Source organism: Aquitalea pelogenes, from assembly GCF_001515305.1.
Taxonomy (GTDB): Bacteria; Pseudomonadota; Gammaproteobacteria; order Burkholderiales; family Chromobacteriaceae; genus Aquitalea; species Aquitalea pelogenes.
Genome location: NZ_LNQV01000012.1, coordinates 40,136 through 65,730 on the forward strand (window position 1 = coordinate 40,136; position 25,595 = coordinate 65,730).

Here is a 25,595-nt window from a genome sequence, read left to right on the forward strand (position 1 = left end):
ACCATACAGAGAATTATTCTCATTCAGGGTTTGTGCCATGTATGTCTGCTTGTGCAACGCGGTAACCGACAGCCAGATCCGTCAGGCAGTAGAAAACGGTGCCACTCGCATGTGTGACCTGCGGGCAGAGCTGGGTGTGGCTTCCGAGTGCGGCAAGTGTGCCTGTTGTGCCAACCAGCTGCGCAAGGAAACGCTGCAGCAGATGAGTGCCTGTCATCCGGGGCGTGCTGTTGCCTGAGTGGGCAGGGCATGTTGTGATGAAATGACGTCGGCAGTGGCGTAAAAAAGGGGGCCTTGGCCCCCTTTGCTATTTGTGCCGACTGCTTATTTGCCAGCACTGGTCTGTTTCTTGGCTGCCGGTGCCGAGGCATCAGGCGCCGGGTCTTCCTGCTCTTCCCATGGCAGGGCAACCTTCTTGCTGTTGATGGTGAGATTGCCGCCCTTGTAATTCAACTGGGTGGAAATCTGCCCCTTGTCTTCATTGATGAATTTTTCATCCTTCCACTGCGTCAGCTGGCTATCCAGCAGATTGCGCGCCAGGTCTTCCACTTCACCCATGTTCGGCTGCACTTCCGCGCTCTGGTCCACCATGAACAGGGTGCGGGCTTGCGCCACCACCAGGTTTTCCAGGGTCTTGCGCGGCAGGCTCAGCCTGGCTTCCACTTCAAAACGCTTGAGGAAGGCGGTGGAGTTGTTCAGGTCGCCTGCTGCAGTCCGTTCAGCCCCAGGCTGCCTTGCAGTGTGGTTTCGCCGCTGGGCATCTTCAGGTAGAAGTCGTTGATCACCAGCTTGGGATTGTTGGTGAGCAGCGGAATGCCGGTCTGCTTGATGGTGTCGATATACTGCTTGCGCAACACCGCCGGGTCCACGCCTTCAAACGGAATCTGGCTGATGGCCTGATCCAGTTTCAGCAGGGTGGGGCCGTGCAGATGGTTGGCCGACACGTCCAGCCGCATCGGGCCGTAGTGCTGGTCGTTGTAGTTGAACTCGGCAAAGTCCAGCTTGCCGCGGGTATTGACGAATTCGTCCTGCTCGCTGCTGACAATCTGGTAGCGGAAATTCTTCAGCGATACCGCCGACGGCTTGAATTCGCCGGACGGGTTGATGAATTCACCCACCCGCATGCGCGTCATCAGGTAAACCAGCTCGTTCAGCTTGATGCTGTAAGGAACGCTGTCTTTCCAGTTGAGCTGCACATTGCCCACGGTCAGTTCGCTGGTGCCCAGCTTGATGCCGGTGGCACCAGGGCGGATGTCGGACACATAACGCACGCCGTCAAAGGCCAGGCTGCCCTTGCTGGAGGCTTCCAGCAGGAAGCCCGGCGAATTGGCTTCGGTCTTGTATTCCTTGTAGCCCGATGCATAGTCCAGCTTCAGGTCGAAGCCTTTCCATTTCATCTTCACGCCGGACAGCGCTTCTTCATAGTCGAAGGACGGCACGTTGATGTTCAGTGCGCCACCGCCGCCAAAACCCAGCCGGTTGGTGATGGTGATCGGGTCCTTGTCGCCAAAGAAGGTCTTGAGCGTTTTGCGGGTGGCATCGCTCATGGCGAATTCCGTGGTGACCAGCGCGCGTGCAGGACGGAAATCCAGGCTGGACAGGCCGGGGAAAGGGCCATGCTTGATGTGGTTGGTGAACTTGATGGTGGAGTTCAACAAGGGCTTGAAGTTGTCCGGCAGCATGCTCTCATACGGCCCGGACAGGCGGCGATTGAATTCCAGCTCGGTGGTTTCGGTGGAGGAGAACCAGCCGCGGTCATAGCTGTGGGACTTCACCTTGAATACGGGCAGGCTGGCCAGCATCTTGTACTGTTCTTCCAGCGTGTCTTCGGCTTTCATGCCGGCCCAGAAGGCAGCCGCGCCATTGAACACCAACAGGCCACCGAGGGTGGCTCCCGCAATAATCAGACGTCGTTTTGGCAACACAAGCGTTTTTCTGAAGGGTGTGTGGAATAAGGCCCTATGGTACACCATGCACGCCGCAAGTCGAACCTTAGAAAACACCCTGACACTGCCATGTCTATTGGTTAAAATGGAGGATTGCCCATTTACAAGGTTGTCTGCCCGCATGTTTTGGCTTAACGGTTTGCTGGATCTCCCGTGGTGGGGGTATATCGTCGTTGCCCTGGTACTGACGCACATCACCATTGCCTCGGTCACCATTTATCTGCACCGCCATCAGGCGCATCGTGCGCTGGACCTGCATCCGCTGCCCAGCCATTTCTTCCGTTTCTGGCTGTGGCTGACCACCGGCATGGTGACCAAGCAGTGGGCCGCCATCCACCGCAAGCATCACGCCAAGTGCGAAACCCCGGAAGACCCGCACAGCCCGCAGATCCTGGGTATCAGGAAAGTGTTGTGGGAAGGCGTGGAGTTGTACCGCGCAGCCTGCAAGGATCAGTCCATCATGGACAAGTTCGGTCACGGTACACCCGATGACTGGATCGAGCACAAGCTGTACACACCACACTTTGGCAAGGGCATCTTCCTGATGCTGGCCATCGACCTGTTGCTGTTCGGCCCGGCCGGCTTGTCCATCTGGGCCGTGCAAATGGTGTGGATTCCGTTCTGGGCGGCGGGGGTCATCAATGGTCTGGGCCACTGGTGGGGTTACCGCAATTTCGAGAACGAAGATGCGTCCACCAATATTTTCCCCTGGGGCATCATCGTGGGTGGTGAGGAGTTGCACAATAATCACCACACTTTCGGCACCTCGGCCAAGCTGTCGTACAAATGGTACGAGTTTGACATCGGCTGGATGTACATCCGCATGCTGGAAATCTGCCATCTGGCCAAGGTACGCCGGGTAGCGCCGCGTCTGGCACAGGATGCCAGCCGTCCGCAACTGGACCTGGAACACCTGCAGGCCATCATCGCCAACCGCTACGCCATTGCCGCACGTTATGCGCGCGAGCTCAAGGAGGTGTATCGCAAGGAGCTGGAACAGGCCAGCCTGCCCGATATGGACGATCTGTCGCGCAAGATGAAAATCTGGCTGAAACAGGATGCCAAGGACACGCCGGAGTGTGACAAGGCGCAACTGGAACTGTTGTTGCAGCACAGTCCTACGCTGACAACGGTGTATACCATGCGTCAGGAACTGTGCCGTTTGTGGGAACGCTCCTCGCTGACGCGTGAGCAGCTGCTGCACGAGCTGCAGGACTGGTGCCTGCGGGCCGAGCAATCCGGCATTGCCGCGCTGGAGCGTTTTGCCCTGAATTTGCGTACGACCGCCGTGGCCTGAGGCCTTTGGTCTGGCACAAGAAAAACCCGCCGTCCTGGCGGGTTTTTTTATGGGCAAACAAGATGGCTATTCGGTAATGCTCTGGTTCCAGTAGGCCTGCTTGATGTAAGGCATGGCAGTCAGTTGGGCGGCAATCCCTTCCAGTACCACTGAGTCGGCCGAAGTCGACAGCAAGGTGGCGGTGATTTCCACATCGTCATCACCAAATGGCTCGACATTCACATCACCCAGCGGGTACTGCGCCCGCTCCAGCAGCGCGTCTATCATGGAGAAAGCCAGCTTTTGCTGTTCCTCGTCGCTGATCACGCACAGCTGGTAGGTAACTTCGCTGTGCTCATCATCCAGCGGAGTGCGGTTGATGGAATTCACCACCGGTCGCAGCAGGGTGTTGGCGGCCAGCACGAAGATGGCATCCAGTAATGCCGCATCCAGCAGGCCGGCTCCGGCGCAGGCACCGGCAGCGGCCGAACCCCACAAGGTGGCGGCGGTATTCAGCCCGCGTACATTCAGGCCTTCCTTCATGATGGTGCCGGCACCCAGAAAACCGACGCCGGATACCACATAGGCCACCACGTGAGTGGCGCCTTCATTGCCGCCCAGCCGCATGGCCAGATCAACAAAAGCAGCTGCGCCCACCGCAACCAGTGCATTGGTGCGCAGGCCGGCAGTACGCTGGCGCACCTGGCGCTCGTAACCGATGGCCGAGCCCAGCAAAAAGGCAGTGACCAGCGCGATAAAGGAATGGGTAAAGACAGAAAATTCGAAGTGCATGCAGCCTCCTGTTGTTATGGTCTGGTGCAGGCGTATGTGTAACAGCTGGCGGTTGCAATCTGACGAAACCGCCAGCTGTCATGCGAGGGGAGGGCAGGACCATGGCGTCCTGCCAGGGTGTTACAGCATGGAGGCGACAACCTTGTAGATCACCATGCCCATGGCCACGACCAGATAGCCACGCAGCACGGCCATCCACAGCTTGTTACGCTGTGACAGCACCAGCGGGGGCAGCTGGTCCAGCGCCGGCATGCGCCAGGTATGCATGTGATGTAAATCCACCTTGCGTGCCTTGTGATGCGCAACCTGGCCCTTTTCCATTTCTTCGCGGGCATGCAGCACGTTCACCACGATGGCGATGATCAGGCCGATCACGCTGCCACCAATCAGGATATTGCTGATGGTTTCGCCTGACATGTCGGGGAAGACCACCGCCGCAGTCAGGATGATGGACAACAGCACCAGTACCGCCACGATGATGGCCGACAGCACATTGAAAAAGCGGCCGTTCACCCACGGGCCCAGTACATCCTTGTCATTGCACAGCAACAGCAGGAAAACGGTGGCGCTGGGCAGCAGCACGCCGGCCAGGGTTTGCACGGCATTGGTCAGCAGGCCCAGCGGTACGCCCGGAATCAGCACCAGCGCGGCAGCCAGCACGATCAGGCCGCAATACATGGCATAGAAGCCCTTGGCGTCACCCGGTTTGCGGTGCAGCGAGTGTTTCAGGCTCAGTACATCGCCCAGCGCATAAGCGGTGGACAGCGATACCGCCATGGCACCGATGATGCTGGCGTCAATCAGGGCGATGGCAAACAGCGTGCCGGGCAGGCGGCCATAGTATTTGGCCAGCCCATTGGCGACCGCGCCGGCATCCTGGAAGTTGCCGAACTCCGGATGACCCATGAACACCTGGGCGGTGAAGGCAATCATGGCCACCGCACCAATCACCACCAGTGCAATGCCCAGCCACAGATCGGCACGCTCATAGGAGATGAAACGCGGGGTGATGCGCTTGTCGATCAGATAGCTTTGCTGGAAGAACAGCTGCCACGGTGCCACGGTGGTGCCGACAATGCCGATGATCAGCAGCATCACGTCGGCCAGCTTGCCGCCAGCTGGCATTTGCGGCACCAGGAAATCATGCGCCACCTGGGTCATCGGCGGGTGCACCATCACCAGGATGGGAACCAGCAGCAGGCTGCCGGCCACCAGAATCAGCGAAAAGCGCTCGAAGCGGCGGAAGTCGCCGGTACTGGCCGACAGCATGATGAATACCGCAGCCAGGCCCACGCCGACAATTTTGGGTACACCCAGAAAATCCATCCCCAGGCTGATGCCGATGAATTCGGTGACGATGGTCAGCGCATTGAGCAGGAACAGGTCGATGGCGCTGAAGGCACCCCAGAACTTGCCAAAGCGTTCGAGGATCAGCCGGGCATGGCCCACGCCGGTGACGGCCCCCAGGCGCAGCACCATTTCCTGATTCACGTACAGGACGGGAATCAGCAGTGCCAGCGTCCACAGCAGCGAGGTGCCGTAGTTTTGTCCGGCCTGGGCGTAGGTGCTGAAGGCACCGGCATCGTTGTCTCCCACCATCACGATGAGGCCGGGGCCGAGAATGGCCAGCAGGGTCTTGAATTTGGCCATCCAGCCATGGCGGGCATCGGTGTCGTTGTGACGGATGGTGCCCAGTGCGCCGCGGATGTCTCCGATGTGGGCGCTATCCAGTACGGCGGTGCGGTTATCTTGTTTGGACATGTGTTACTCCCTGAAACTGTTACTGCATAAGCATTCTGGTGCGGTCCGACGGCTCGGATCTGCCTTTCAGGGGGTATGGATGTCTGGTCTCATGGCAGGCATGAAACGCGAGATATCCAGGCATCCTGCTGGCTTGTCGTGGCGAGGTCGGTACGGCAATACGGCGTGGCACAAGGGCCGGGTCGAGGAGGTCACACAGAGGGGAGGCGGGAGGAGAAGGGGATGTCAGTGGCGATAGGGCATCCTCATCGTACTGCTCGCCGTCATGCTGCTCTGTGCGACCGCGCTACTGGGGTAGGGGTCCATGTTTGTCCTTTTCCTGGTCTTGGCATCGGGCGATGCCGGTCAATCACTGTTTGCCGGACGTCGGCGGGCAGCAGTCTCAAGCCTGCTTGCGGCCGCGAAGGGCGATGCGCAGATGGCGGTACAGCCAGCTCCACACGCTTTCATCGTGGCAGGCGAATTCATAGTGGTCCGGCAGTTGCCGGGCCTGGTTCTGTTCTGTGGACAGCAGCATTGCGTAGTGCATGATCAGGCTCCTGAAGTGGCTTCGGGCGCTGCCTGATGGTGTCGGATGCAGACGGATCAGGCATTACCCGTGAAAAATTTCATGGGCAAAGAAGGACATCGATCACTGTCTGATGGCATGGCGGCTCCTTTCTCGTCTGTGGCCGGGTCGGACGCAGAGGCTGCGGAGTCAGCAACGCAATGCGGCATCTGGCTGCAAGTGCAAGCTGGGCGACAAGCCACGGCTTAGCGACAGCGCAATGCTGCACGGGCAACTGGTAGGGCGGGGTGCACGGGGGTGAAACAAGGGGGGTGAAGCAGGTGCGCACCATCTTATCTGACAAGACGGCGGCGGGGGGATACGGCGCAGGTCTTGGCGGATCAGCTCAAAACAGTTTGTTGATGACTGGGGCAGTCCAAGGCAGTAGACCTGAATTAAAAAGATGCGCGGATTCTAGTCCCCGCTGTTTGCGGGTGTCAATCGCGATTGACGGCTTTTTGTGCCATCGCAGCAAAAAAGTTCCGCGACTGTGTCATCACCGCTGCAGCGGTGCGTTCTTGCCGTTTTTACACCGGTTTTTTTTGTAGCTGGCACCGTGTTCGCACAGGGGTAGGCACTGTGTACCGCCTGCTTTAGCGGTAGAATCTGCGCTTTCCCACCTTGCAGCAAAGGAAGCAGCATGAGCATCTATCGTCACAAGCAGGGCGCCCGTCTGGCCGAAGCCGCCGTGTGCAACGGCATGATTTTCCTCGCCGGTCAGGTGCCGGAAAACACCGATGCCGACGCCCAGGCGCAAACCGCCAATGTACTGGCCCAGATCGACACCCTGCTGGCCGAACTGGGCTCGGACAAGAGCAAGATTCTGGATGTCACCATTTTCCTGGCAAGCCTGGCCGACTACGATGCCATGAATGCTGCCTGGGACGCCTGGGTTCCGGCTGGCAATGTGCCGGCGCGTGCCACTGTGGAAGCCAAGCTGGCCAACCCGGCATGGAAAGTGGAAATCAAGCTGGTGGCTGCCAGCTGAGCACACTACGGCTGAACAAGAAAAAACCCGCTACGGCGGGTTTTTTCTTGTGTGAGTCTGGTACTCAGAAACTGCCTGTGTAGCGCAATGTATCCGCCACCGGCTTACCGGTGATGAAATCGCTACAGGCCTGCAGCACGCAATCAGTCAGGTCGGCGCGCTGCGCGCTGACCGGCAGCACTGGCAGGCTGCGCATCCATGTGAGCTGGCGCTTGCACAACTGGCGGGTGGCGGCCACGCCGCGTTCGATGAATTCCGCCTCGCTGCATAGCCCGTCCAGATAGTCCCATGCCTGGCGATAACCCACGCAGCGCATGGAGGGCAGGTCGGGCGTGAGCGTCGGGTAGGCCTGACGCAGGCGGCGAACCTCGGAGAGAAAGTCCTGCTGCAGCATCAGCTCGAAACGCTGGGCAATGCGTTGGTGCAGCCAGCTGCGTTCCTCCGGCACCAGTGCCAGTGGCAGGCAGTTAAAGTCGGCGGCGGCTTCCTTGCCGCGGGCAATCAGGCTGGACATGGTCTGGCCGCTGAGCAGGCAGATTTCCAGCGCACGGTGAATGCGCTGCGCGTCATTGGGGTTGAGGCGGGCGGCGGTGTCCGGGTCCAGCACGGCCAGTCTGGCGTGCATGGCGGGCCAGCCGATACGGCCGGCTTCGGCATCCAGTTCGGCGCGCAGGGCCGGGTCGGCTTGCGGCAGGTCGGACAAGCCTTCCAGCAGCGCCTTGTAGTACAGCATGGTGCCGCCCACCAGCAGCGGCATATTGCCGCGCGCACGGATTTCAACGATCAGCCGGTTGGCATCGGCATGAAACTGCGCAGCGGAATAGGTCTCCAGTGGGCTGATGATGTCAATCAGATGGTGTGGACAGACGGCCATTTCGTCTGGTGTGGGTTTGGCGCTGCCGATATCCATGCCGCGATACACCAGGGCTGAGTCCACGCTGATGATTTCCACCGGGAAATGGCGGGCCAGCGCCAGCGCGAGGCCGGTCTTGCCGGAAGCGGTGGGGCCCATCAACAGAATGGCGTCGGGTGTGAGTGACATGGTGTGGTCTTTGTACTGGCAGGGTCTGGGGCGGGATTGTCGCACAGCTGTACCCGCCCCGGAACCGCTTTTACTAGTGTTGCGCCAGCAGGCTGGCGGCGTAGCTGTCCAGCTGTTGCAGGATGTCCTGCTGGGCCGGTGTCAGCTCGCGCTCGCGTACGGCTGCCATTTCCTGCTGGAACTGCGCCAGGTTGCGCCCGCCCACGCCATCCTGCAGCTTGTGCTGGCACCAGTCGCGCCAGCGCTGGCTTTCTTCATCTGACAGACTGCTGGGGAAGTTGCGTGCGCGGTAGCGGAACAGCAATTCACCCAGTTGGGCGTCTTCGAAAAAGGCCATCTCGCCCGTCAGTTGGGCGGCGGATTTCAGTCGTAGCTTGTTCAGCACCTTGCGGTCGTTATTGCTGACAAAGCCGCCGTACAGGTTTTCGTCCACATCGCGCGGCTCGCCCGCTTCGCGGCGATACACCTGCCGCCAGGTGTGGGTGAGGTCGGGCAGGGCGGCGGCGCTGGCGGCGTGCTGTTGTATCTGCACCATGTCCACGCCCCAGTGCGCTGCCCGGTCTGCGCCCAGTACCTTGAGGTTGGCCACGACAAAGGGCGATTTGTTGATGTGGATGGTCTTGAGCGGCAGCCGCGTCATGCCTTCCGGCAGCTCTTCGGTGCGGGTGTAGATGCGCTGGCGGATGTCGTCGGCACTCAGGCCGCGCAGCATGGCCGGGTCGAAGGCCAGGTCCCATACAATCACTTCATTGCTGTTGGTGGGGTGCTGGGCCAGCGGCCAGACAATGGCCAGATTGCCGCGCTCGGCACCGTACATGCCGGAGATGTGCAGTAGCGGCTGCGGTTTGTGCAGGTTCAGTTGTGCCTTTACCGCGTCTTTCTTGCGCAGGCTGAGGTAATAGTCGAACAGCTTGGGCTGCTTTTGCCTGATCAGCCGCGCCAGGGCAATGGTGGCGCGCACATCGGACAGCGCGTCGTGGGCGGCTTCGTGCAGCAGGCCATTGGCGGCGGACAGGTGTTCCAGCTTGAAACTGGGGCGGCCGTCTTCGTGTTGTGGCCATTCAATGCCTTCCGGCCGCAGCGCATAGGTGGCGCGCACCAGGTCCAGAATGTCCCAGCGGCCGCATTGGTTCTGCCATTCGCGGGCATAGGGGTCGATCAGGTTGCGCCAGAACAGAAAGCGGCTGACTTCATCGTCAAAGCGCAGTGTGTTGTAGCCAACGCCGATGGTGCCGGGGGCGGCCAGTTCGCGTTCGATCACCGCGGCGAACTCATGCTCGGCCACCCCGTGTTGCAGGCAGTGCTGCGGGGTGATGCCGGTGAGCAGGCAGGCTTCCGGCGCGGGCAGGTAGTCTGGCGCGGGCTGGCAGTACAGCATGACGGGTTCGCCGATTTCGTTCAGCTCGGCATCGGTACGTACCCCGGCAAATTGCGAGGGGCGGTCCTGGCGCGGCACGGCGCCGAAGGTTTCATAGTCGTGCCAGAAGAATGTATGCATGGCGGTAGCGTCATGGTTGAACGAGGCGGAGGCTGGCAGTCTGGGGCAAGGCTGCCGGGCGGCGCAAGGGCCGGCGGGTCAGCCCTGATGGAAGCAGCGGCCGCACACGGCGCGATAGCGCGCCTCGCCGCCTATCTCCACTTGCGGGCCTTGCACCACGCGGCTGCCATCGGCATTGATGCGGATATGCATGGTGGCTTTTTTGCCGCAGGCACAGATAGTCTTGATTTCTTCAATCTCTTCGGCGCGGGTCAGCAGCCAGGTGGATCCGGCAAAGGGGTGGCCCTGAAAATCCACCCGCAGGCCAAAGCAGATCACCGGGATATTGCGGGTGTGGGCCAGCCGGTGCAGCTGGCAGACCTGATCCGGCGTCAGGAATTGCGCTTCGTCCAGCAAGATGCAGCTGATGCCGGCCCAATCCAGTGACAAAAAGTCGGTATCACCGGCAAAGGTGTGTGCCTGACGCTGGATGCCCAGCCGGGAGGAAATCATGCCCACGCCAAAGCGGTCGTCAATGGCGGCGGTATACAGGGCAACCTGCTTGTCCATGGTTTCGTAGTTGTTGGCGATCTGCAGCAACTGGGTGCTCTTGCCGCTGTTCATGGCGGCGTAGCGGAAAAACAGTTTGGCCATAGGTGTTTTGTCTTGTGGTCCGGTGTGGTTCAGCGCCCGCGCATGAACAGATTGTCCAGGTCTTTCATGCTCAGGCGCGACCAGGTGGGGCGGCCATGATTGCATTGGTTGGAGCGTTCGGTGCTTTCCATGTCGCGCAGCAACGCGTTCATCTCGGTCAGCGTCAACTGGCGGTTGGCGCGTACTGCGCCGTGGCAGGCCATGGTGGCCAGCAGCTCGTTACGGCGCTCGGTCAGTACCTGGCTGAGGCCGAATTCGCGCACATCCTTCAGCACGGCGCGGGCCAGATCAACCGGGTTGCCATCCTGCAACCACACCGGTACACCGCGCACGGCAATCTGGGTGGGGGACAGCGGTGCCAGTTCCACGCCAAGTTGCTTCATCTGCTCGCCATGCTCGTGCACGGTGGCCACTTCCATGCGGTCGGCGGCAAACGACACCGGCAGCAGCAGGGGCTGCATCGGAATGGTGTCGGCCTCCAGCGCGGTTTTCAGCCGTTCGTAGACAATGCGTTCGTGGGCGGCATGCATGTCCACCACGATCAGCCCGTCTTCGCACTGGCTGAGGATATAGACCCCGTGCAGCTGGGCCAGCGCAAAGCCCAGCGGCGGAATGCCCTCGCTGGCTTGCGGCAGGGCTTGCAACTGGGTTGGCGACAACATGGCGGGCAGGGGGCTGGCTGGTACTGCTGCTTCCTCGGCCAGGCGACGGCTTTCTTCTTCGCGCAGGCCGCCGAACATCTTGTCGTAAGTGCCAATGGCTTCGCGCGCCACATGCAGCGGCATGCTCTGCTGCTGGTAGCTGAAAGGTCGCGCCGGGGTGTGGCTGCTGCCTGATGCCGGGGCCGGGCTACGCGGCGGAAACAGTGCGGCTTGCGGCTCGCTGACATTGGCGCTGGTGTTGATGTCACCCTGCGCCGGCACCGGGCTGCTGCTCCCGGCGGTGGTGGCAGCCAGTGCCTTGTTGATGCTGTGAAACAGGAACTGGTGGATGGCCTGGCTTTCGCGAAAGCGCACCTCGATCTTGGTGGGGTGGACATTCACGTCCACGCCGGCCGGGTCCATCGACAGGAACAGCGCATACACCGGGTGGCGCTCGTGATGCAGCACATCGCGGTAGGCCTGACGCAGCGCGTGCTGGGCGGTCTTGTCACGCACAAAGCGGCCATTCACATAAAAATACTGTGCGTCGCGGCTGGCCTTGGAGTAAGTGGGCGAGCCGACAAAGCCGTTCAGCGTCATGCTGCCGGCAGCGGTTTCCACCGTGATGGCTTCGGCAATGAAATCCTTGCCCAGTAGCGCCCCTACCCGTGCCTGCATGTCTTGCGCCGGCAAGCGCCAGATCACCTTGCCATTGTGGCGCAGCATGAACTCCACCTGCGGATGGGCCAGCGCAATGCGCTCGAAGGTGGCCTCGCAGTGGGCGTATTCGGTGTTTTCACTCTTGAGGAATTTGCGCCGCGCCGGGGTGTTGAAGTACAGGTCCACCACTTCCACGCTGGTGCCGGGCGCGTGTGCGGCTGGTTCGACCGGGTGCAGAGCACCGTCGATGGCGATGATCTGGTGGGCGTGTGCACTGTCGGCGGGACGGCTGGTAAGGGTGAGGCGCGAGACCGAAGCCACGCTGGCCAGCCCTTCACCGCGAAAACCCAGTGTGCCCACCTGCTCCAGGTCATCCAGCGAGGCAATCTTGCTGGTGGCGTGGCGGTCCAGTGCCAGCGGCAAATCATCGGCTGCAATGCCGCCACCATTGTCGGTGACGCGGATCAGCTTGATGCCGCCCTGGGCCAGGTCGACGGTGATCTTGCTGGCACCGGCATCCAGGCTGTTTTCCAGCATTTCCTTCAGGGCAGAGGCGGGGCGTTCCACCACTTCGCCAGCGGCAATCTGGTTGACCAGGTGATCAGGGAGCTTGTGAATGCGTTTCATAGGCCGTCGATGATAATGCCGGACTGGCAGGAAGGGTAGGGCAATGCTCCCGCCGCAGCGTGCGGGAGCGGGCAAGGCTTACTGGCGCTGTGCGGCGCGCTTGTGCCGCCAGAACTCGATGATGGCGGGCAGGAAGGAAACAAAGATGATGCCGAAGATCAGCAGCTCCAGGTTCTTGCGCACGAAGGGCAGGTTGCCAAAGAAGTAACCGGCATAGCAGAAGCCGGCCACCCACAGCACCGCACCGGCCACGTTGTACACGGTGAACTGGCGGTAGCCCATGCTGCCGATGCCGGCCACAAACGGGGCGAAGGTGCGGATGATGGGCACGAAGCGGGTGAAGATGATGGTCTTGCCGCCATGACGGTCGTAAAAGGCGTGGGTCTTGGCCAGGTATTCCGGCTTGATCAGGCGCGGAAAGCGTTGCAGCAGCCGTGCGCCCAGCAGTTTGCCGATGGTGTAGTTGACGGTATTGCCCAGGATGCCGGCCACGGTCAGCAGCAGCACCAGCATGTGCACATCCATCTTGCCCATGGCTGCCAGCGCACCGGCGACAAACAGCAGCGAGTCGCCCGGCAGGAAGGGCGTCACCACCAGGCCGGTTTCGCAAAAGATGATGAGGAACAGGATGGCGTAGATCCATACGCCGTACTGGGCCACCAGCTGGGCCAGATGGACGTCGATGTGCAGGATGAAGTCGAGCAGAAAAGTGATGGCTTCCATGGGACACCGGTTTGTTCTGTGGGGGATGAAAAACTGGCCGGACAAGCCGGCCAGTCATTACAGCAGATGCATGGTCAGGTTCAGACCACCGCTTCTTCTTTCGGTTTGGTCGGCTTGATCATGTGCTCGCGGCTGACACCCAGCCACAGCGCGATCGGGCTGGCCACCAGTACCGACGAGTAAATGCCGAACACGATGCCGATGGTCAGTGCCATGGCAAAGCCATGCAGTGCCGGACCGCCGAATACCAGCATGGACACCACCATCATTTCGGTAGAAAAGTGGGTGATGATGGTACGGCTCATGGTGGCGGTAATGGCATTGTCGATGATGCTGGCCGTGCTCTTGCCGCGCAGGCCGGGCTTGCGGAAGTTTTCACGGATACGGTCGAACACCACCACCGATTCGTTCACCGAGTAGCCCAGTACCGCCAGCACGCCGGCCAGTACGGTCAGCGAGAATTCCCAGCGGAAGAAGGCAAAGCAGCCAAGGATGATCACCACGTCGTGCATGTTGGCGATGATGGCCGACACGGCAAAGCGCCATTCAAAGCGCAGGGCCAGGTAAGCCATGATGCCCAGACACACCAGGATGGCAGCGGTCAGGCCGTGGGAAACCAGCTCCTCACCCACGCTCGGGCCGACAAAGTCCACCTTGCGCAGCTGCACGGTGCCGTCCTTGGCCTTGAGCAGGCCCATGACCTTTTCCGACAGCTGGGCAGAGGTGGTGCCCGGCTTGTTCGGCAGGCGGATCATCACGTCGCTGCTGCTGCCCAGGCTTTGCACGGTGGCTTCGCCCAGCTTGAGGCTGTCCACGGTATCGCGGATCAGGTTCAGGTCGGCCGACTGCTGGTACTGCACTTCCAGCACGGTACCACCGGTGAATTCAACGCTGTAGTTGAGACCACGGGTAGCCAGAAAGAACACGGCAAGAATGAAGGTGATCAGCGAAATCGCCGTGGTCAACCTGCCGTAGCTCATGAACGGGATGTCCCGTTTGATGCGGAAAAGCTCCATTGTCTGTCCCGTCCTTATTTCTCAGGTTTCCACACCTGGCCAATGGCCAGCGAGGTCAGTTTGCGACGGCGGCCGTACCACAGGTTCACCAGGCCGCGCGATACCAGTACGGCGGAGAACATGGAAGTCAGGATGCCGATGCAGTGCACCACGGCAAAGCCGCGTACCGGGCCGGTGCCGAAAATCAGCAGGGCCAGACCGGCAATCAGGGTGGTGACGTTGGAGTCCAGAATCGTCGCCCAGGCATGGCCGTAACCGGCCTGGATGGCCGAGTGCGGCGGCACGCCGTTGCGCAGCTCTTCACGGATACGCTCGTTGATCAGCACGTTGGCATCAATCGCCATACCCAGCGCCAGCGCAATGGCGGCAATGCCGGGCAGGGTGAGCGTGGCCTGCAGGATGGACAGGATAGCCAGCAGCAGGAACACGTTGACTGCCAGCGAGATGGCGGAGAACACGCCAAACACGCCGTAGTAGATCACCATGAACACCGCGATGGCAGCAAAGCCCCACAGGGTGGAGTGGAAGCCCTTCTCGATGTTTTCCTTGCCCAGGCTCGGGCCGACGGTACGCTCTTCGATGATGTTCATCGGCGCGGCCAGCGAACCGGCGCGCAGCAACAGGGCGGTGTCATTGGCTTCTGCCGGGTTCATGCTGCCGGAGATCTGCACGCGGCCACCGCCGATTTCAGAGCGGATGACAGGTGCAGTCACCACTTCGGCACGGCCTTTTTCCACCAGGATCATCGCCATGCGCTTGCCGATGTTTTCCGCCGTTACCTGACGGAAGATGGAAGCGCCGGTGGAGTCCAGATTGATGTGTACTGCCGGAGCACCGTTTTCATCAAAGCCCGCTTGCGCATCGTTGATGTTGTCGCCGGTCAGTTCCACGTCCTTCTTCACCAGAATCTTGCTGTCGCCGCGCGAGGTGGCTTCGTCCAGCAGGTCGTAACCGGCCGGGATATTGCCGGCCAGTGCATCGCTGACCTTGCCCTGGTCGTCTTCCACCATGCGCACTTCCAGCGTGGCAGTACGGCCGATGATGTCCTTGGCGCGGGCGGTATCCTGGATGCCAGGCAGTTCCACCACGATACGGTTGGGGCCGGCTTGCTGGATGATGGGCTCGGACGTGCCCAGTTCGTTCACCCGGTTATGCAGGGTGGAGATGTTCTGCTTGACCGCATCGCTCTGGATCTTGGTGACTTCTTCCGGTTTCAGCGTGGCGGTCAGCTTGTAATTGGCATCGTCGCTGTTCAGCACCAGGGTGGGCAGGGTGCGGCTGACTACATTCTGCGCGGCCTTCAGGGTGTCGGCATCACGCAGCTGCACTTCCAGCACATTGCCATTGCGCTTGATGGTGCCGTAGCGCACTTGCTTGTTCTTCAGCTCGCGGCGGATGTCGCCGGCGTAGCGTTCCATGGTCTTGTCGATGGCAGCCTGCATGTCAACCTGCAGCAGGAAGTGCACGCCACCGCGCAAGTCCAGGCCCAGGAACATGGGGTAGGCTTTCAGGTCGGCCAGCCACTGCGGCGAGGCCGGCAGCAGGTTCAGCGCAATGATGTAGCTGTCACCCAGCGCACGCTGGATGGCGTCCCGCGCCTTGATCTGGGTGTCGGCGTCCTTGAAGCGGATCTTCAGGCTGCTGCCGTCCAGATAAAGACCGTCCGGGCTGATGTTCTGGGCTTTCAGAGCCTCTTCCACGCGGCCCATCAGGGCGGTGTCCACCGGAATGGACTGGCGGGTGCTGGAGACCTGTACCGCAGGAGTCTCGCCGTAGAAGTTGGGCAGCGTGTAGATCGTGGCAATGATCAGGGCTACCGCAATGACGAGGTATTTCCAGAGAGGATAGCGGTTCATGAGTGATATCGGAGGTAGGAAACGAAACTGGCCGTCACCCGTTATGACCGGGCTGACGGCCGTCCTGGGGAATTACAGGGACTTCAGCGTGCCCTTTTCCACCTTGCCGGTAACGGCCGGGCGCTGCACATTGATTTCCACGCCATTGGCGATTTCCAGGGTCAGGAACTGTTCGCCGGCTTTGACCACGCGGCCCAGAACACCACCCTGGGTAATGACTTCGTCACCCTTCTGGATTTCCGACAACATCTTCTGATGCTCTTTCATTTTCTTCTGCTGCGGGCGAACCATCAGGAACCAGAACAGAACGAAAATGACGATCATGGGCAGGAAAGACATGATGTCGAAACCGGCCGGTGCGGCACCGGCGGCGAAAGCTTTATCGATGAAGGGCATTGTTTGCTCCCTTGTTATTTAGGTGTTGTTGATACAAACCGGCCATTGTAGCCACGCTATGTGGGTTTTTCCAACCGTCGGGCATGTCTGACCTGTGCGTGAGCGGGGCGGTTCCCCTTGTCAGGCGACGCCGCGCGCACGTTTGGCGGCAAATTCCAGGCGGAAATCCTCAAAGCGGTCTTCTTCGATCGCCTTGCGCATTTCGCGCATCAGTTCCTGGTAGTAGTAAAGATTGTGGATGGTGTTCAGGCGCGCACCCAGGATTTCACCCACGCGGTGCAGGTGGTGCAGATAGGCGCGGCTGAAATTGCGGCAGGCGTAGCAGCCGCATTCCTCGTCCAGCGGCTTCTTGTCATCCTTGTAACGTGCGTTCTTGATCTTCACATCGCCGTACTGGGTGAAGATCCAGCCATTACGGGCATTACGGGTCGGCATCACGCAGTCGAACATGTCAATGCCGTTGGCCACGCCGTGCACCAGGTCCTCCGGTGTGCCCACGCCCATCAGGTAGTGCGGCTTATCGGCTGGCAGCATGCCGTTCAGCTCGTTCAGCATGCGGTACATTTCCGGCTTGGGTTCGCCCACCGACAGCCCGCCAATGGCATAGCCGTCAAAGCCCACCTGCAGCAGGCCTTCCAGCGACTCCTGACGCAAGTCGGTATACAGATTGCCCTGCACGATGCCGAACAGGGCATTGGGATTTTTCAGGTCGTCAAACGCACGGCGCGAGCGCTCAGCCCAGCGCAAGCTCATCTGTAGCGATTTCTGCGCGGTGGCATGATCCACCTGGCCCGGCGTGCATTCATCCAGTTGCATCACGATGTCCGAATTGAGCACGGTCTGGATCTTCATCGAGATTTCCGGGCTCAAAAACAGCTTATTGCCGTTGATCGGGCTCTGGAAGGTGCAGCCTTCTTCGGTCAGCTTGCGCATGTCGGCCAGGCTGAAAACCTGGAAGCCGCCCGAGTCGGTCAGAATGGGTTTGTCCCAGCCGATGAATTCGTGCAGGCCGCCAAACTGCTCGATCACCTCCAGGCCCGGGCGCAGCCACAGGTGGAAAGTGTTGCCCAGAATGATCTGCGCGCCGATGTCGTTCAGCTCCACCGGGCTCATGGCCTTGACCGAGCCATAGGTGCCCACGGGCTGGAAAACCGGGGTTTCCACGGTGCCGTGGTTGAGTTCCAGTGTGCCGCGCCGCGCGCCGCCAGATGTTTTGTGTACGGTAAACTTCAGCATGGGGTGTATTTGTTATGCAAAATCAGCGCGCTAGTATACAGCAAGCGGAGGAGGCTGTTGCTTAAGCAGGGAAAATCCCCGCAGAGATGTCAATGGACGGGACAATTGAGGCTGGCCGGGTGCTTGTGGCCGGGCGGCCTTTGCAGCAGCCGGTCTTGTGGATTCATGCGGTCAGGGGCTTGCATTTTCGCGGCCAGGCCTTTAGTATTGCCAACTCGACGACAGGCACGTAGCTCAGCTGGTTAGAGCACCACCTTGACATGGTGGGGGTCGTTGGTTCGAGTCCAATCGTGCCTACCAATACACAGCATGGAGTTATCCCAGGTGAAAAACTGGCGAACTACCACAACCCGACATTCTCACGCTAGCTGAGCCTTGCGGGTTGTACCATGCAAAAAAAGAGCGGCTCAGGCCGCTCTTTTTTTTTACCCTCGTAACGATATTACGCCCTGTTTGGAGTTGACATGCCTGACATTCGCCTGCCTGACGGCTCGGTTCGATCCTTCGACAAGCCGGTAACGGTTCATGAAGTGGCTGCGTCCATCGGTACCGGTCTGGCGCGTGCTGCGCTGGCAGGTCGCGTCGATGGCGTGCTGGTGGATACCTCGTACAGTATCGATCGTGATGCCGATCTGGCCATCGTGACCGACAAGGATGCCGATGGCCTTGGCATCATCCGCCACTCCACCGCCCACTTGCTGGCTTATGCGGTGAAGGAGCTGTTCCCGGAGGCACAGGTGACCATCGGGCCGGAAATCGAAAACGGTTTCTACTACGACTTCGCCTACAAGCGCCCGTTTACCCCGGAAGACCTGACGGCCATCGAAAAGAAGATGAGCGAACTGGCCAAGAAGGATATCCCGGTCGAGCGCTACGAACTGCCGCGTGATGAAGCCATTGCTTACTTCAAGAGCATTGGCGAAGCCTACAAGGCCGAGATCATCGAATCCATTCCGCAGGGTGAGGTGCTGAGCCTGTACCGCGAGGGTGAGTTCACCGACCTGTGTCGTGGCCCGCACGTGCCGTCCACTGGCAAGCTCAAAGTGTTCAAGCTGATGAAGGTGGCCGGTGCCTACTGGCGCGGCGACAGCAAGAATGAAATGCTGCAGCGTATCTACGGTACGGCCTGGGCCAAGAAGGAAGACCTGGAAGCCTATCTGTACATGCTGGAAGAGGCGGAAAAGCGTGACCACCGCAAGCTGGGCGTGCAAATGGACCTGTTCCACCTGCAGGACGAAGCGCCGGGCATGGTGTTCTGGCATCCCAAGGGCTGGCAGCTGTGGCAGAACGTCGAGCAATACATGCGCGGCAAGCTGGTGAAAGAGGGCTATCAGGAAGTCCGCACGCCGATGATGATGGATGTGGAATTGTGGAAGAAGTCGGGTCACTGGCAGAACTACAAGGAAAACATGTTCATCACCGAATCGGAAAAGCGCGACTACGCTGTCAAGCCGATGAACTGTCCGGGCCATATCCAGATTTTCAACAGCGGCCTGCGCTCCTATCGCGACCTGCCGCTGCGCTATGCCGAGTTTGGCTCCTGTCACCGTAACGAGCCGGGTGGTGCGCTGCACGGCATCATGCGTGTGCGTGGCTTTGTACAGGATGATGGCCACATCTTCTGTACCGAAGACCAGATCAACCAGGAAGCCAAGGCTTTCCATCGTCTGGTGATGGAAGTGTATGAGCGCTTCGGTTTTGACAAGGTGTCGATCAAGCTGGCGCTGCGTCCGGAAAAACGCCTGGGTGCGGAAGAAACCTGGGACAAGGCCGAGCAAGGCATGCGCGAAGCGCTGCAGGCTTGCGGCGTAGCCTGGGAAGAGTTGCCGGGCGAGGGTGCCTTCTACGGGCCGAAGATCGAATACCACGTCAAGGATGCGCTGGGTCGCTCCTGGCAATGTGGTACCCTGCAGCTGGACTTCATGCTGCCGGAAAGTCTGGGCGCTGAATATGTGGCTGATGACAATAGCCGCAAGCGTCCGGTGATGTTGCACCGCGCTGCACTGGGTTCGCTGGAGCGCTTCCTGGGTATTCTGATCGAAAACCACGCAGGCGCCTTCCCGCTGTGGCTGTCCCCGGTGCAGATGGTGGTGATGAATATCACCGAAGCGCAGGCGGATTATGCTGCACAAATCGCTGAAGCATTGAAGAAACAAGGCTTCCGCGTCGATCTTGACTTGAGAAACGAGAAGATCGGCTATAAAATCCGCGAGCACAGTCTGCAAAAGCTGCCGTACCAGATTATCGTGGGCGACAAGGAAAAAGCAGGCGAACTGGTTGCCGTGCGCGCCCGTGGTGAAGACCTGGGTCAGCTCACGCTGGATGCATTCATTGCCCGCCTCAAGGCTGAGATGCCCGAGGCCTGATCCGGCAACGGCAGGCATTTGATAGATTAATAGGAGATTTGGCTATAGCTCAGGAACGCGAAGCACGGATCAACGGCGAGATTACCGCTCGCGAGATTCGTCTGGTAGGCATGGAAGGTGAGCAGATTGGTGTTGTCAGTCTGCGTGAAGCAATGGCACTGGCCGAGGAAAATGATGTGGATCTGGTGGAAATTTCCCCGACTGCTCAGCCTCCGGTCTGCAAGCTGATGGACTACGGCAAGTTCAAGTACGAACAGTCGAAGAAGCGTCACGAAGCCAAGCTCAAGCAAAAGCAGGTCCAGATCAAGGAAATCAAGTTCCGTCCGGGCACTGACGATGGTGATTACAACGTCAAGCTGCGTAACCTGATCCGTTTCCTTAATGATGGCGACAAAGCCAAGATCACCCTGCGTTTCCGTGGTCGTGAGATGGCTCACCAGGACATCGGCCTGGCATTGCTCAAGCGTGTTGAAGCCGATTTGGCTGAAATTGCGACAGTCGAGCAATTCCCCAAGCTGGAAGGTCGTCAAATGGTGATGATGATTGCCCCGAAAAAGAAATAATCGGGTATAATCGTTTTCTCAATACGGCAGGGTCTACCCTGCCGTGTTGATTTTGTAGGGCGGTAACGCCCTGCGCAAAAGCGTGACGCAGTGGTTTCAAGTACCTTCGGGTCACCCTGTGTCTAATCTAACTCAGAAATTCTGCAGGAGTTTTCCATGCCGAAAATGAAGACCAAGTCGAGCGCGAAAAAGCGTCTCAACGTGCTGGGCAATGGCGGTGTAAAGCGCTCTTATGCGTTCAAGCGTCACATCCTGACCAAGAAAACCACCAAGAACAAGCGCCAGTTGCGCGGTACCACCATGGTACACGCCACCAACATGGCTTCTGTTCGCGCCATGATGCCCTACGCATAAGGAGACTGAATAATGCCACGCGTTAAACGCGGTGTAACCGCACGTGCTCGTCACAAGAAAATCCTTGCCCTGGCGAAAGGCTATCGCGGCCGTCGCAAGAACGTCTATCGCATCGCCAAACAGGCGGTGATGAAAGCCGGTCAATATGCATACCGCGACCGTCGTCAGAAAAAGCGTCAGTTCCGTCAGCTGTGGATTGCCCGTATCAACGCCGCTGCGCGTGAAAACGGTCTGCCGTACAGCAAATTCATGAACGGCCTGAAAAAAGCTGCCATCGAAATCGACCGTAAGGTCCTGGCCGACCTGGCCGTGTTCGACAAGGCTGCCTTTGCTCAGATCGTTGAAAAGGCGAAAGCTAGCCTCGCTTGATAGCAAGACTGTAAAAGGGGAGGCTAATGCCTCCCTTTTTTTTCATTTGCCTGTAGTAAAGATGTTGCAAGAGCGTTGACCAGACTGCCATGAGTGTGGTCAGCCTTTTTGTTCCGGTCTGCCGGTTGGTGCAGGGTACCGCTGATGTCATGCAACGGTTGCCACATCGCCGGCCGACAGGCCGGAAAGACGCATACGGTGTGAGACCCAATGACTAACGTTGACGCGATTCTCCAAGCCGGTCTGGCTGCCGTCGAGGCAGTGTCCGACCTCATCGAACTGGAGCAGGTCAAGGCGCGCTATCTCGGCAAGAGCGGCGAGCTGACCGAACTCCTCAAACAATTGGGCAAGCTTCCTCCCGAGGAGCGCAAGGCTGCCGGTGCCACCATCAATGTGGCCAAGCAGGCTTTCGAGACCGCCCACAATGCCCGCCGTGACCTGATCAATGCGCAGAAACTGGAAGCTCAGCTGGCGGCCGAGTCGCTGGATGTAACCCTGCCGGGCCGTGGCTTGTCCACTGGCGGCCTGCACCCGGTGGCGCTGACACTGGAGCGTATTGCCACCCTGTTCCGTTCCATGGGCTTCCAGGTAGCGGACGGTCCGGAAATCGAAACCGACTTCCACAACTTCCAGGCTCTGAACATTCCGGAAAACCACCCGGCCCGCGCCATGGCCGATACCTTCTATGTAGAAGGTGGTGATGTGCTGCGTACCCATACCAGCCCGATCCAGGTGCGTTACATGCTGAACAATGAGCCGCCGATCAAGATCGTGGCTCCCGGCCGTGTGTATCGCGTGGATTCCGATGCCACCCATTCGCCGATGTTCCACCAGATGGAAGGCCTGTGGGTGGAAGAGGGCGTGTCCTTTGCCGACCTCAAGGCAGTGGTGACTGACTTTCTGCGCCGCTTCTTCGAGCGTGACGACCTGCAAGTGCGTTTCCGTCCGTCCTTCTTCCCCTTCACCGAGCCGTCCGCCGAAATCGACGTGCTGGGCGAGCGTGGCTGGCTGGAAGTGGGCGGCTGCGGCATGGTCCACCCCAATGTGCTGCGCAATGTGAATATCGATCCGGAAAAGTACAGCGGTTTTGCCTTTGGCATCGGTCTGGACCGTTTCGCCATGCTGCGTTACGGCGTGAATGACCTGCGACTGTTCTTTGAGAACGATCTCAACTTCCTCAAACAGTTCAATTAAGCGCAGGCAGGGATAAACAATGCAATTCTCCGAACAATGGCTGAGAAACTGGGTTAATCCTTCCCTTTCCAGCGAGGAACTGTCCTACCTGCTGACCATGGCCGGTCTGGAAGTGGAAGAAACCACCGCTGCGGCACCAGCGTTTACCGGTGTGGTGATTGGCGAGGTCAAGGAGTGCGTCAAGCACGAAAACGCTGACCGCCTGCGCGTGACCAAGGTGGATGTCGGTACTGGCGAACTGGTGCAGATTGTCTGTGGCGCACCGAACGTGGCCGTAGGTGTGCGCGTACCGTGCGCACTGCCGGGCGCGGTATTGCCGGGCGACTTCAAGATCAAGCCCACCAAGATGCGTGGTGTGGAATCCGGCGGCATGCTGTGCTCCGGCAAGGAACTGGGCGTACCGGAGGATGTGGATGGCCTGATGCTGCTGCCGGCTGATGCGCCTGTAGGCCAGAACATCCGCGATTATCTGGGTCTGGATGATCAGTTGTTCACGCTGAAAATTACCCCCAATCGTGCTGACTGCTTGTCGATCAAGGGTATCGCCCGTGAAGTGGCTGCCCTGACCGGTGCTGCACTGCAGCCGCAAGCCATCAGCGCCGTTGCGCCGCAAATTGACGATGTGGTGCCGGTTGCCATCGCCGCCCCGCAAGCCTGCGGTCGCTATATCGGCCGCGTGATTCGCAATGTCAACGCCGCTGCGCCGACCCCGGACTGGATGAAGCGCCGTCTGGAGCGTTCCGGTCTGCGTTCCATTTCCGCCATCGTTGACGTCACCAATTACGTACTGCTGGAACAAGGTCAGCCGATGCACGCCTTTGATCTGGCCAAGCTGAACGGTGGTATCACCGTGCGCATGGCCAAGGCTGGCGAGCAACTGCTCTGCCTGAACGAGAAAACCGTCACTCTTGCCGAAGACAATCTGGTAATTGCCGATGACGCCAAGGTGCTGGCCATTGCCGGCATCATGGGTGGCGAGGAAAGCGGTGTTACCACCGCCAGCACTGACATCATGCTGGAAAGTGCCTTCTTTGCCCCGGCAGCCATTGCCGGCAAGGCCCGCGCCTGGGGTTTCGGTTCCGACTCTTCCTTCCGCTTCGAACGTGGTGTGGATTTCGAACTGCAACGCGACGCCATGGAACGCGCCACCGAACTGGTGCTGTCCATCTGTGGTGGCGAAGCCGGCCCGCTCAACGAGCAAGTTGCCGAACTGCCTGTCCGCAAAGGCGTGAAAGTCCGCACTGCGCGCGTAGCGCGTCTGCTGGGCATCACCCTGTCTGCCGAGCAGATCGCCACCATCCTCACCCGTCTGGGTCTGGCTTTCGATACCCTGGAAGACGGTTTCCTGGTGCATGCACCTTCCTTCCGCTACGACATCGAGATCGAAGAAGACCTGATCGAAGAAGTGGCCCGCGTACATGGTTACGATGCCATTCCCTACGAAGCACCGGCTGCTCGCTTGCGCATGCTGGCGTTGCCGGAAGAACGTCGCCCGCGTGAAGACATCCGCCATTTCCTGGCTGGTCGTGACTACCAGGAAGTGGTCAGCTACGCCTTTGTCGAGGAAGCCTGGGAGCGTGACTTTGCCGGCAATGCCGACCCGGTACGTCTGATCAACCCGATTGCCTCGCAAATGAGCGTGATGCGCTCGTCGCTGATTGGCGGTCTGGTCAATGTGCTGCAAGGCAACCTCAACCGCAAACAGCCGCGCGTGCGGGTGTTTGAAGTCGCCCGTGTATTCGGCAAGAATGCTGCCGGCCAGGCCGACGAAACTACCCAGCCGGAAAAAGTGGCCGGTTTGGCATGGGGCCCGCGTGTTGCCGAGCAATGGGGTGCCAAGGCCGAGCGCATCGATTTTTACGATGTGAAAGCCGATGTGGAAGCCCTGCTGCTGCCGGCACAAGCCAGCTTTGCCAAAGCCGCTCACCCGGCCTTCCATCCTGGCCGTTGTGCTGAAATCAGCCTGAATGGCAAGGTGATTGGCGTGATGGGCGAGCTGCATCCCAAGTGGGCGCAGCAGTATGGCCTGCCAACGCCGCCGGTGCTGTTTGAGCTGGATCTGGCCGCTGTCGAACAGCGCAACGCCATCAAGGCTCAGCCGGTCAGCAAATTGCAGCCGGTACGTCGTGATCTGGCGCTGGTGGTTGACGAGCAGGTAACGGTTGCTGCTATGCTGGACACTTTCCGTCAGCATGCGTCCGCGCTGGTGAAGGAAGTTGCCTTGTTTGATGTCTATCGTGGCAAGGGTGTGGAAGAGGGCAAGAAGAGCCTGGCTTTCCGTGTGGTGTTGCAGGATGATGCCCGCACCCTGACCGACGAAGATGTCGAGCCAGCCATCCAGAAGCTGCTGGATGCCGTGGCTGCCAGCCATGCGGCACAGCTGCGACTGTAAGCCATTATTGCCGGAAGGCGTGGCATAATGTCCGCCTTCCATATTTGCATTCAAGAAGTTAAGGGGTAGTCATGACTTTGACCAAGGCTGAGTTGGCCGACCTGTTGTTTGACCAGGTAGGTCTGAACAAGCGTGAAGCCAAGGACATGGTTGAAACGTTTTTCGAGGAAATCCGTATCGCACTGGAAGCTGGCGATTCGGTAAAGCTGTCCGGATTTGGCAATTTCCAGCTGCGTGACAAGCCGCAACGTCCGGGCCGCAATCCCAAGACCGGGGAAGAGATTCCCATCACGGCACGCCGCGTGGTGACCTTCCACGCCAGTCAGAAACTCAAAGGAATGGTTGAGCAATACCATGCTAACAAGCAAGGCTGATTTGCCGGCAATCCCGTCCAAGCGCTACTTCACCATTAGCGAAGTGAGCGAACTGACCGGGGTGAAGCCGCATGTGCTGCGTTACTGGGAGCAGGAATTCTCCCAGTTGCGCCTGGTCAAGCGTCGTGGCAACCGTCGCTATTACCAGCACCACGAGGTATTGCTGGTGCGGCGTATTCGCGGCTTGCTTTACGATGACGGTTTCACCATTCAGGGTGCGCGCCAGCGCCTGGGTGCGGGCGGAGAAATGGAGCGCCCGATTACGGCTCAGGAAGTCCGTACCGAATTGGAAGCCATTCTGAATTGGTTGGATTCAGGTGTTGGCAAAAACTAAATAAACAGTTA

At 59.6% G+C, this 25,595-nt stretch carries 23 protein-coding genes, 1 tRNA gene and 1 pseudogene; 12 read left to right on the forward strand and 13 right to left on the reverse strand.

The genetic code is table 11. The features are described 5' to 3' along the window. Positions 1-37 precede the first annotated feature (37 nt). Entirely contained in the window at positions 38-238 is a 201-nt protein-coding gene (locus AWT75_RS07100; RefSeq protein WP_062788473.1) for a (2Fe-2S)-binding protein, read from the forward strand. Between the two features lie 86 nt (positions 239-324). On the opposite strand, the pseudogene AWT75_RS07105 reads toward AWT75_RS07100, so the two are convergent. Beyond that, positions 325-2,162: pseudogene (locus AWT75_RS07105) on the reverse strand (YdgA family protein). Between AWT75_RS07105 and AWT75_RS07110 the strand changes: the two are divergent. Next, positions 2,068-3,243, forward strand: a complete 1,176-nt coding sequence (locus AWT75_RS07110; RefSeq protein ID WP_062788475.1) for a DesA family fatty acid desaturase — start codon at positions 2,068-2,070, stop codon at positions 3,241-3,243. The pseudogene AWT75_RS07105 and the gene AWT75_RS07110 overlap by 95 nt on opposite strands. A 66-nt stretch (positions 3,244-3,309) precedes the next feature. Here AWT75_RS07110 and AWT75_RS07115 read toward each other — a convergent pair whose 3' ends face one another. From AWT75_RS07115 to AWT75_RS21660, 3 genes are all read right to left on the reverse strand, one after another. Next, complete coding sequence (locus AWT75_RS07115; protein WP_062788477.1) at positions 3,310-4,014, reverse strand: MgtC/SapB family protein; 705 nt, start codon at positions 4,012-4,014, stop codon at positions 3,310-3,312. A 120-nt stretch (positions 4,015-4,134) separates the two neighbouring features. Beyond that, entirely contained in the window at positions 4,135-5,775 is a 1,641-nt protein-coding gene (locus AWT75_RS07120; protein ID WP_045845185.1) for an NRAMP family divalent metal transporter, read from the reverse strand. Between the two features lie 382 nt (positions 5,776-6,157). Continuing rightward, positions 6,158-6,304, reverse strand: a complete 147-nt coding sequence (locus AWT75_RS21660) for a hypothetical protein (RefSeq protein WP_161937730.1) — start codon at positions 6,302-6,304, stop codon at positions 6,158-6,160. A 658-nt stretch (positions 6,305-6,962) separates the two neighbouring features. Here AWT75_RS21660 and AWT75_RS07125 point away from each other — a divergent pair. After that, on the forward strand, positions 6,963-7,310 hold the full coding sequence (locus AWT75_RS07125; RefSeq protein ID WP_062788479.1) for a RidA family protein: 348 nt from the start codon (positions 6,963-6,965) through the stop codon (positions 7,308-7,310). Between the two features lie 64 nt (positions 7,311-7,374). Here the strand turns inward: AWT75_RS07125 and miaA are convergent, their stop codons facing one another. The 9 genes from miaA to tgt form a co-directional block, all read right to left on the reverse strand. Beyond that, complete coding sequence (miaA, locus tag AWT75_RS07130) at positions 7,375-8,352, reverse strand: tRNA (adenosine(37)-N6)-dimethylallyltransferase MiaA (RefSeq protein ID WP_062788481.1); 978 nt, start codon at positions 8,350-8,352, stop codon at positions 7,375-7,377. 73 nt (positions 8,353-8,425) lie between these two features. Continuing rightward, positions 8,426-9,850: an exodeoxyribonuclease I gene (gene sbcB, locus AWT75_RS07135; protein ID WP_062788483.1), complete on the reverse strand. Its 1,425-nt coding sequence runs from the start codon at positions 9,848-9,850 to the stop codon at positions 8,426-8,428. A gap of 78 nt (positions 9,851-9,928) precedes the next feature. Beyond that, positions 9,929-10,483, reverse strand: a complete 555-nt coding sequence (locus AWT75_RS07140; RefSeq protein ID WP_062788486.1) for a thymidine kinase — start codon at positions 10,481-10,483, stop codon at positions 9,929-9,931. Between the two features lie 29 nt (positions 10,484-10,512). Beyond that, positions 10,513-12,411: a DNA mismatch repair endonuclease MutL gene (mutL, locus tag AWT75_RS07145; RefSeq protein WP_062788488.1), complete on the reverse strand. Its 1,899-nt coding sequence runs from the start codon at positions 12,409-12,411 to the stop codon at positions 10,513-10,515. Positions 12,412-12,489: 78 nt separating this feature from the next. Continuing rightward, the gene (locus tag AWT75_RS07150) at positions 12,490-13,134 is read right to left on the reverse strand and encodes a DedA family protein (protein WP_045845179.1); all 645 of its coding nucleotides are present in this window, start codon (positions 13,132-13,134) and stop codon (positions 12,490-12,492) included. 80 nt (positions 13,135-13,214) lie between these two features. Then, entirely contained in the window at positions 13,215-14,150 is a 936-nt protein-coding gene (gene secF, locus AWT75_RS07155) for a protein translocase subunit SecF (protein ID WP_062788490.1), read from the reverse strand. A 14-nt stretch (positions 14,151-14,164) separates the two neighbouring features. Further along, entirely contained in the window at positions 14,165-16,006 is a 1,842-nt protein-coding gene (gene secD, locus AWT75_RS07160) for a protein translocase subunit SecD (protein WP_062788492.1), read from the reverse strand. Positions 16,007-16,078: 72 nt separating this feature from the next. Beyond that, positions 16,079-16,402: a preprotein translocase subunit YajC gene (gene yajC, locus AWT75_RS07165; RefSeq protein ID WP_045845176.1), complete on the reverse strand. Its 324-nt coding sequence runs from the start codon at positions 16,400-16,402 to the stop codon at positions 16,079-16,081. 120 nt (positions 16,403-16,522) lie between these two features. Next, positions 16,523-17,638, reverse strand: a complete 1,116-nt coding sequence (tgt, locus tag AWT75_RS07170; RefSeq protein WP_045845175.1) for a tRNA guanosine(34) transglycosylase Tgt — start codon at positions 17,636-17,638, stop codon at positions 16,523-16,525. 223 nt (positions 17,639-17,861) lie between these two features. Between tgt and AWT75_RS07175 the strand changes: the two genes are divergently transcribed. The 9 genes from AWT75_RS07175 to AWT75_RS07215 all read left to right on the forward strand — a co-directional run bounded on the left by AWT75_RS07175 (position 17,862) and on the right by AWT75_RS07215 (position 25,584). Continuing rightward, positions 17,862-17,938, forward strand: a tRNA-Val gene (locus tag AWT75_RS07175). A gap of 164 nt (positions 17,939-18,102) precedes the next feature. Then, positions 18,103-20,004: a threonine--tRNA ligase gene (thrS, locus tag AWT75_RS07180; RefSeq protein WP_045845174.1), complete on the forward strand. Its 1,902-nt coding sequence runs from the start codon at positions 18,103-18,105 to the stop codon at positions 20,002-20,004. A 38-nt stretch (positions 20,005-20,042) separates the two neighbouring features. Next, a complete protein-coding gene (gene infC / locus AWT75_RS07185) occupies positions 20,043-20,567 on the forward strand; it encodes a translation initiation factor IF-3 (protein WP_082086295.1) in 525 nt (174 codons plus the stop codon). 156 nt (positions 20,568-20,723) lie between these two features. Continuing rightward, on the forward strand, positions 20,724-20,921 hold the full coding sequence (gene rpmI, locus AWT75_RS07190) for a 50S ribosomal protein L35 (protein WP_045845173.1): 198 nt from the start codon (positions 20,724-20,726) through the stop codon (positions 20,919-20,921). A gap of 12 nt (positions 20,922-20,933) precedes the next feature. Further along, positions 20,934-21,290 (forward strand): 50S ribosomal protein L20, encoded by a 357-nt coding sequence (gene rplT, locus AWT75_RS07195; RefSeq protein ID WP_045845172.1) that lies wholly within the window; start codon positions 20,934-20,936, stop codon positions 21,288-21,290. Positions 21,291-21,500: 210 nt separating this feature from the next. Continuing rightward, positions 21,501-22,484 carry a phenylalanine--tRNA ligase subunit alpha gene (gene pheS / locus AWT75_RS07200; protein ID WP_045845171.1) on the forward strand — a complete coding sequence of 328 codons (984 nt, stop codon included), beginning with the start codon at positions 21,501-21,503 and terminating at the stop codon, positions 22,482-22,484. Between the two features lie 19 nt (positions 22,485-22,503). Continuing rightward, positions 22,504-24,876: a phenylalanine--tRNA ligase subunit beta gene (gene pheT / locus AWT75_RS07205; RefSeq protein ID WP_062788495.1), complete on the forward strand. Its 2,373-nt coding sequence runs from the start codon at positions 22,504-22,506 to the stop codon at positions 24,874-24,876. A gap of 71 nt (positions 24,877-24,947) precedes the next feature. After that, the gene (locus AWT75_RS07210) at positions 24,948-25,250 is read left to right on the forward strand and encodes an integration host factor subunit alpha (RefSeq protein ID WP_045845169.1); all 303 of its coding nucleotides are present in this window, start codon (positions 24,948-24,950) and stop codon (positions 25,248-25,250) included. Continuing rightward, positions 25,231-25,584 carry a MerR family transcriptional regulator gene (locus AWT75_RS07215; RefSeq protein WP_045845168.1) on the forward strand — a complete coding sequence of 118 codons (354 nt, stop codon included), beginning with the start codon at positions 25,231-25,233 and terminating at the stop codon, positions 25,582-25,584. Before AWT75_RS07210 ends, AWT75_RS07215 begins: the two co-directional genes overlap by 20 nt. The last annotated feature ends 11 nt before the right edge of the window (positions 25,585-25,595 follow it).

Excerpts from the sequence above, each read along its gene's own strand:
- AWT75_RS07100 (WP_062788473.1), top strand. The coding sequence starts at position 38 with ATGTATGTCTGCTTGTGCAACGCGGTAACCGACAGCCAGATCCGTCAG.
- AWT75_RS07110 (WP_062788475.1), top strand. The coding sequence starts at position 2,068 with ATGTTTTGGCTTAACGGTTTGCTGGATCTCCCGTGGTGGGGGTATATC.
- AWT75_RS07115 (WP_062788477.1), bottom strand. The coding sequence starts at position 4,014 with ATGCACTTCGAATTTTCTGTCTTTACCCATTCCTTTATCGCGCTGGTC.
- AWT75_RS07120 (WP_045845185.1), bottom strand. The coding sequence starts at position 5,775 with ATGTCCAAACAAGATAACCGCACCGCCGTACTGGATAGCGCCCACATC.
- AWT75_RS21660 (WP_161937730.1), bottom strand. The coding sequence starts at position 6,304 with ATGCACTACGCAATGCTGCTGTCCACAGAACAGAACCAGGCCCGGCAA.
- AWT75_RS07125 (WP_062788479.1), top strand. The coding sequence starts at position 6,963 with ATGAGCATCTATCGTCACAAGCAGGGCGCCCGTCTGGCCGAAGCCGCC.
- miaA (WP_062788481.1), bottom strand. The coding sequence starts at position 8,352 with ATGTCACTCACACCCGACGCCATTCTGTTGATGGGCCCCACCGCTTCC.
- sbcB (WP_062788483.1), bottom strand. The coding sequence starts at position 9,850 with ATGCATACATTCTTCTGGCACGACTATGAAACCTTCGGCGCCGTGCCG.
- AWT75_RS07140 (WP_062788486.1), bottom strand. The coding sequence starts at position 10,483 with ATGGCCAAACTGTTTTTCCGCTACGCCGCCATGAACAGCGGCAAGAGC.
- mutL (WP_062788488.1), bottom strand. The coding sequence starts at position 12,411 with ATGAAACGCATTCACAAGCTCCCTGATCACCTGGTCAACCAGATTGCC.
- AWT75_RS07150 (WP_045845179.1), bottom strand. The coding sequence starts at position 13,134 with ATGGAAGCCATCACTTTTCTGCTCGACTTCATCCTGCACATCGACGTC.
- secF (WP_062788490.1), bottom strand. The coding sequence starts at position 14,150 with ATGGAGCTTTTCCGCATCAAACGGGACATCCCGTTCATGAGCTACGGC.
- secD (WP_062788492.1), bottom strand. The coding sequence starts at position 16,006 with ATGAACCGCTATCCTCTCTGGAAATACCTCGTCATTGCGGTAGCCCTG.
- yajC (WP_045845176.1), bottom strand. The coding sequence starts at position 16,402 with ATGCCCTTCATCGATAAAGCTTTCGCCGCCGGTGCCGCACCGGCCGGT.
- tgt (WP_045845175.1), bottom strand. The coding sequence starts at position 17,638 with ATGCTGAAGTTTACCGTACACAAAACATCTGGCGGCGCGCGGCGCGGC.
- thrS (WP_045845174.1), top strand. The coding sequence starts at position 18,103 with ATGCCTGACATTCGCCTGCCTGACGGCTCGGTTCGATCCTTCGACAAG.
- rpmI (WP_045845173.1), top strand. The coding sequence starts at position 20,724 with ATGCCGAAAATGAAGACCAAGTCGAGCGCGAAAAAGCGTCTCAACGTG.
- rplT (WP_045845172.1), top strand. The coding sequence starts at position 20,934 with ATGCCACGCGTTAAACGCGGTGTAACCGCACGTGCTCGTCACAAGAAA.
- pheS (WP_045845171.1), top strand. The coding sequence starts at position 21,501 with ATGACTAACGTTGACGCGATTCTCCAAGCCGGTCTGGCTGCCGTCGAG.
- pheT (WP_062788495.1), top strand. The coding sequence starts at position 22,504 with ATGCAATTCTCCGAACAATGGCTGAGAAACTGGGTTAATCCTTCCCTT.
- AWT75_RS07210 (WP_045845169.1), top strand. The coding sequence starts at position 24,948 with ATGACTTTGACCAAGGCTGAGTTGGCCGACCTGTTGTTTGACCAGGTA.
- AWT75_RS07215 (WP_045845168.1), top strand. The coding sequence starts at position 25,231 with ATGCTAACAAGCAAGGCTGATTTGCCGGCAATCCCGTCCAAGCGCTAC.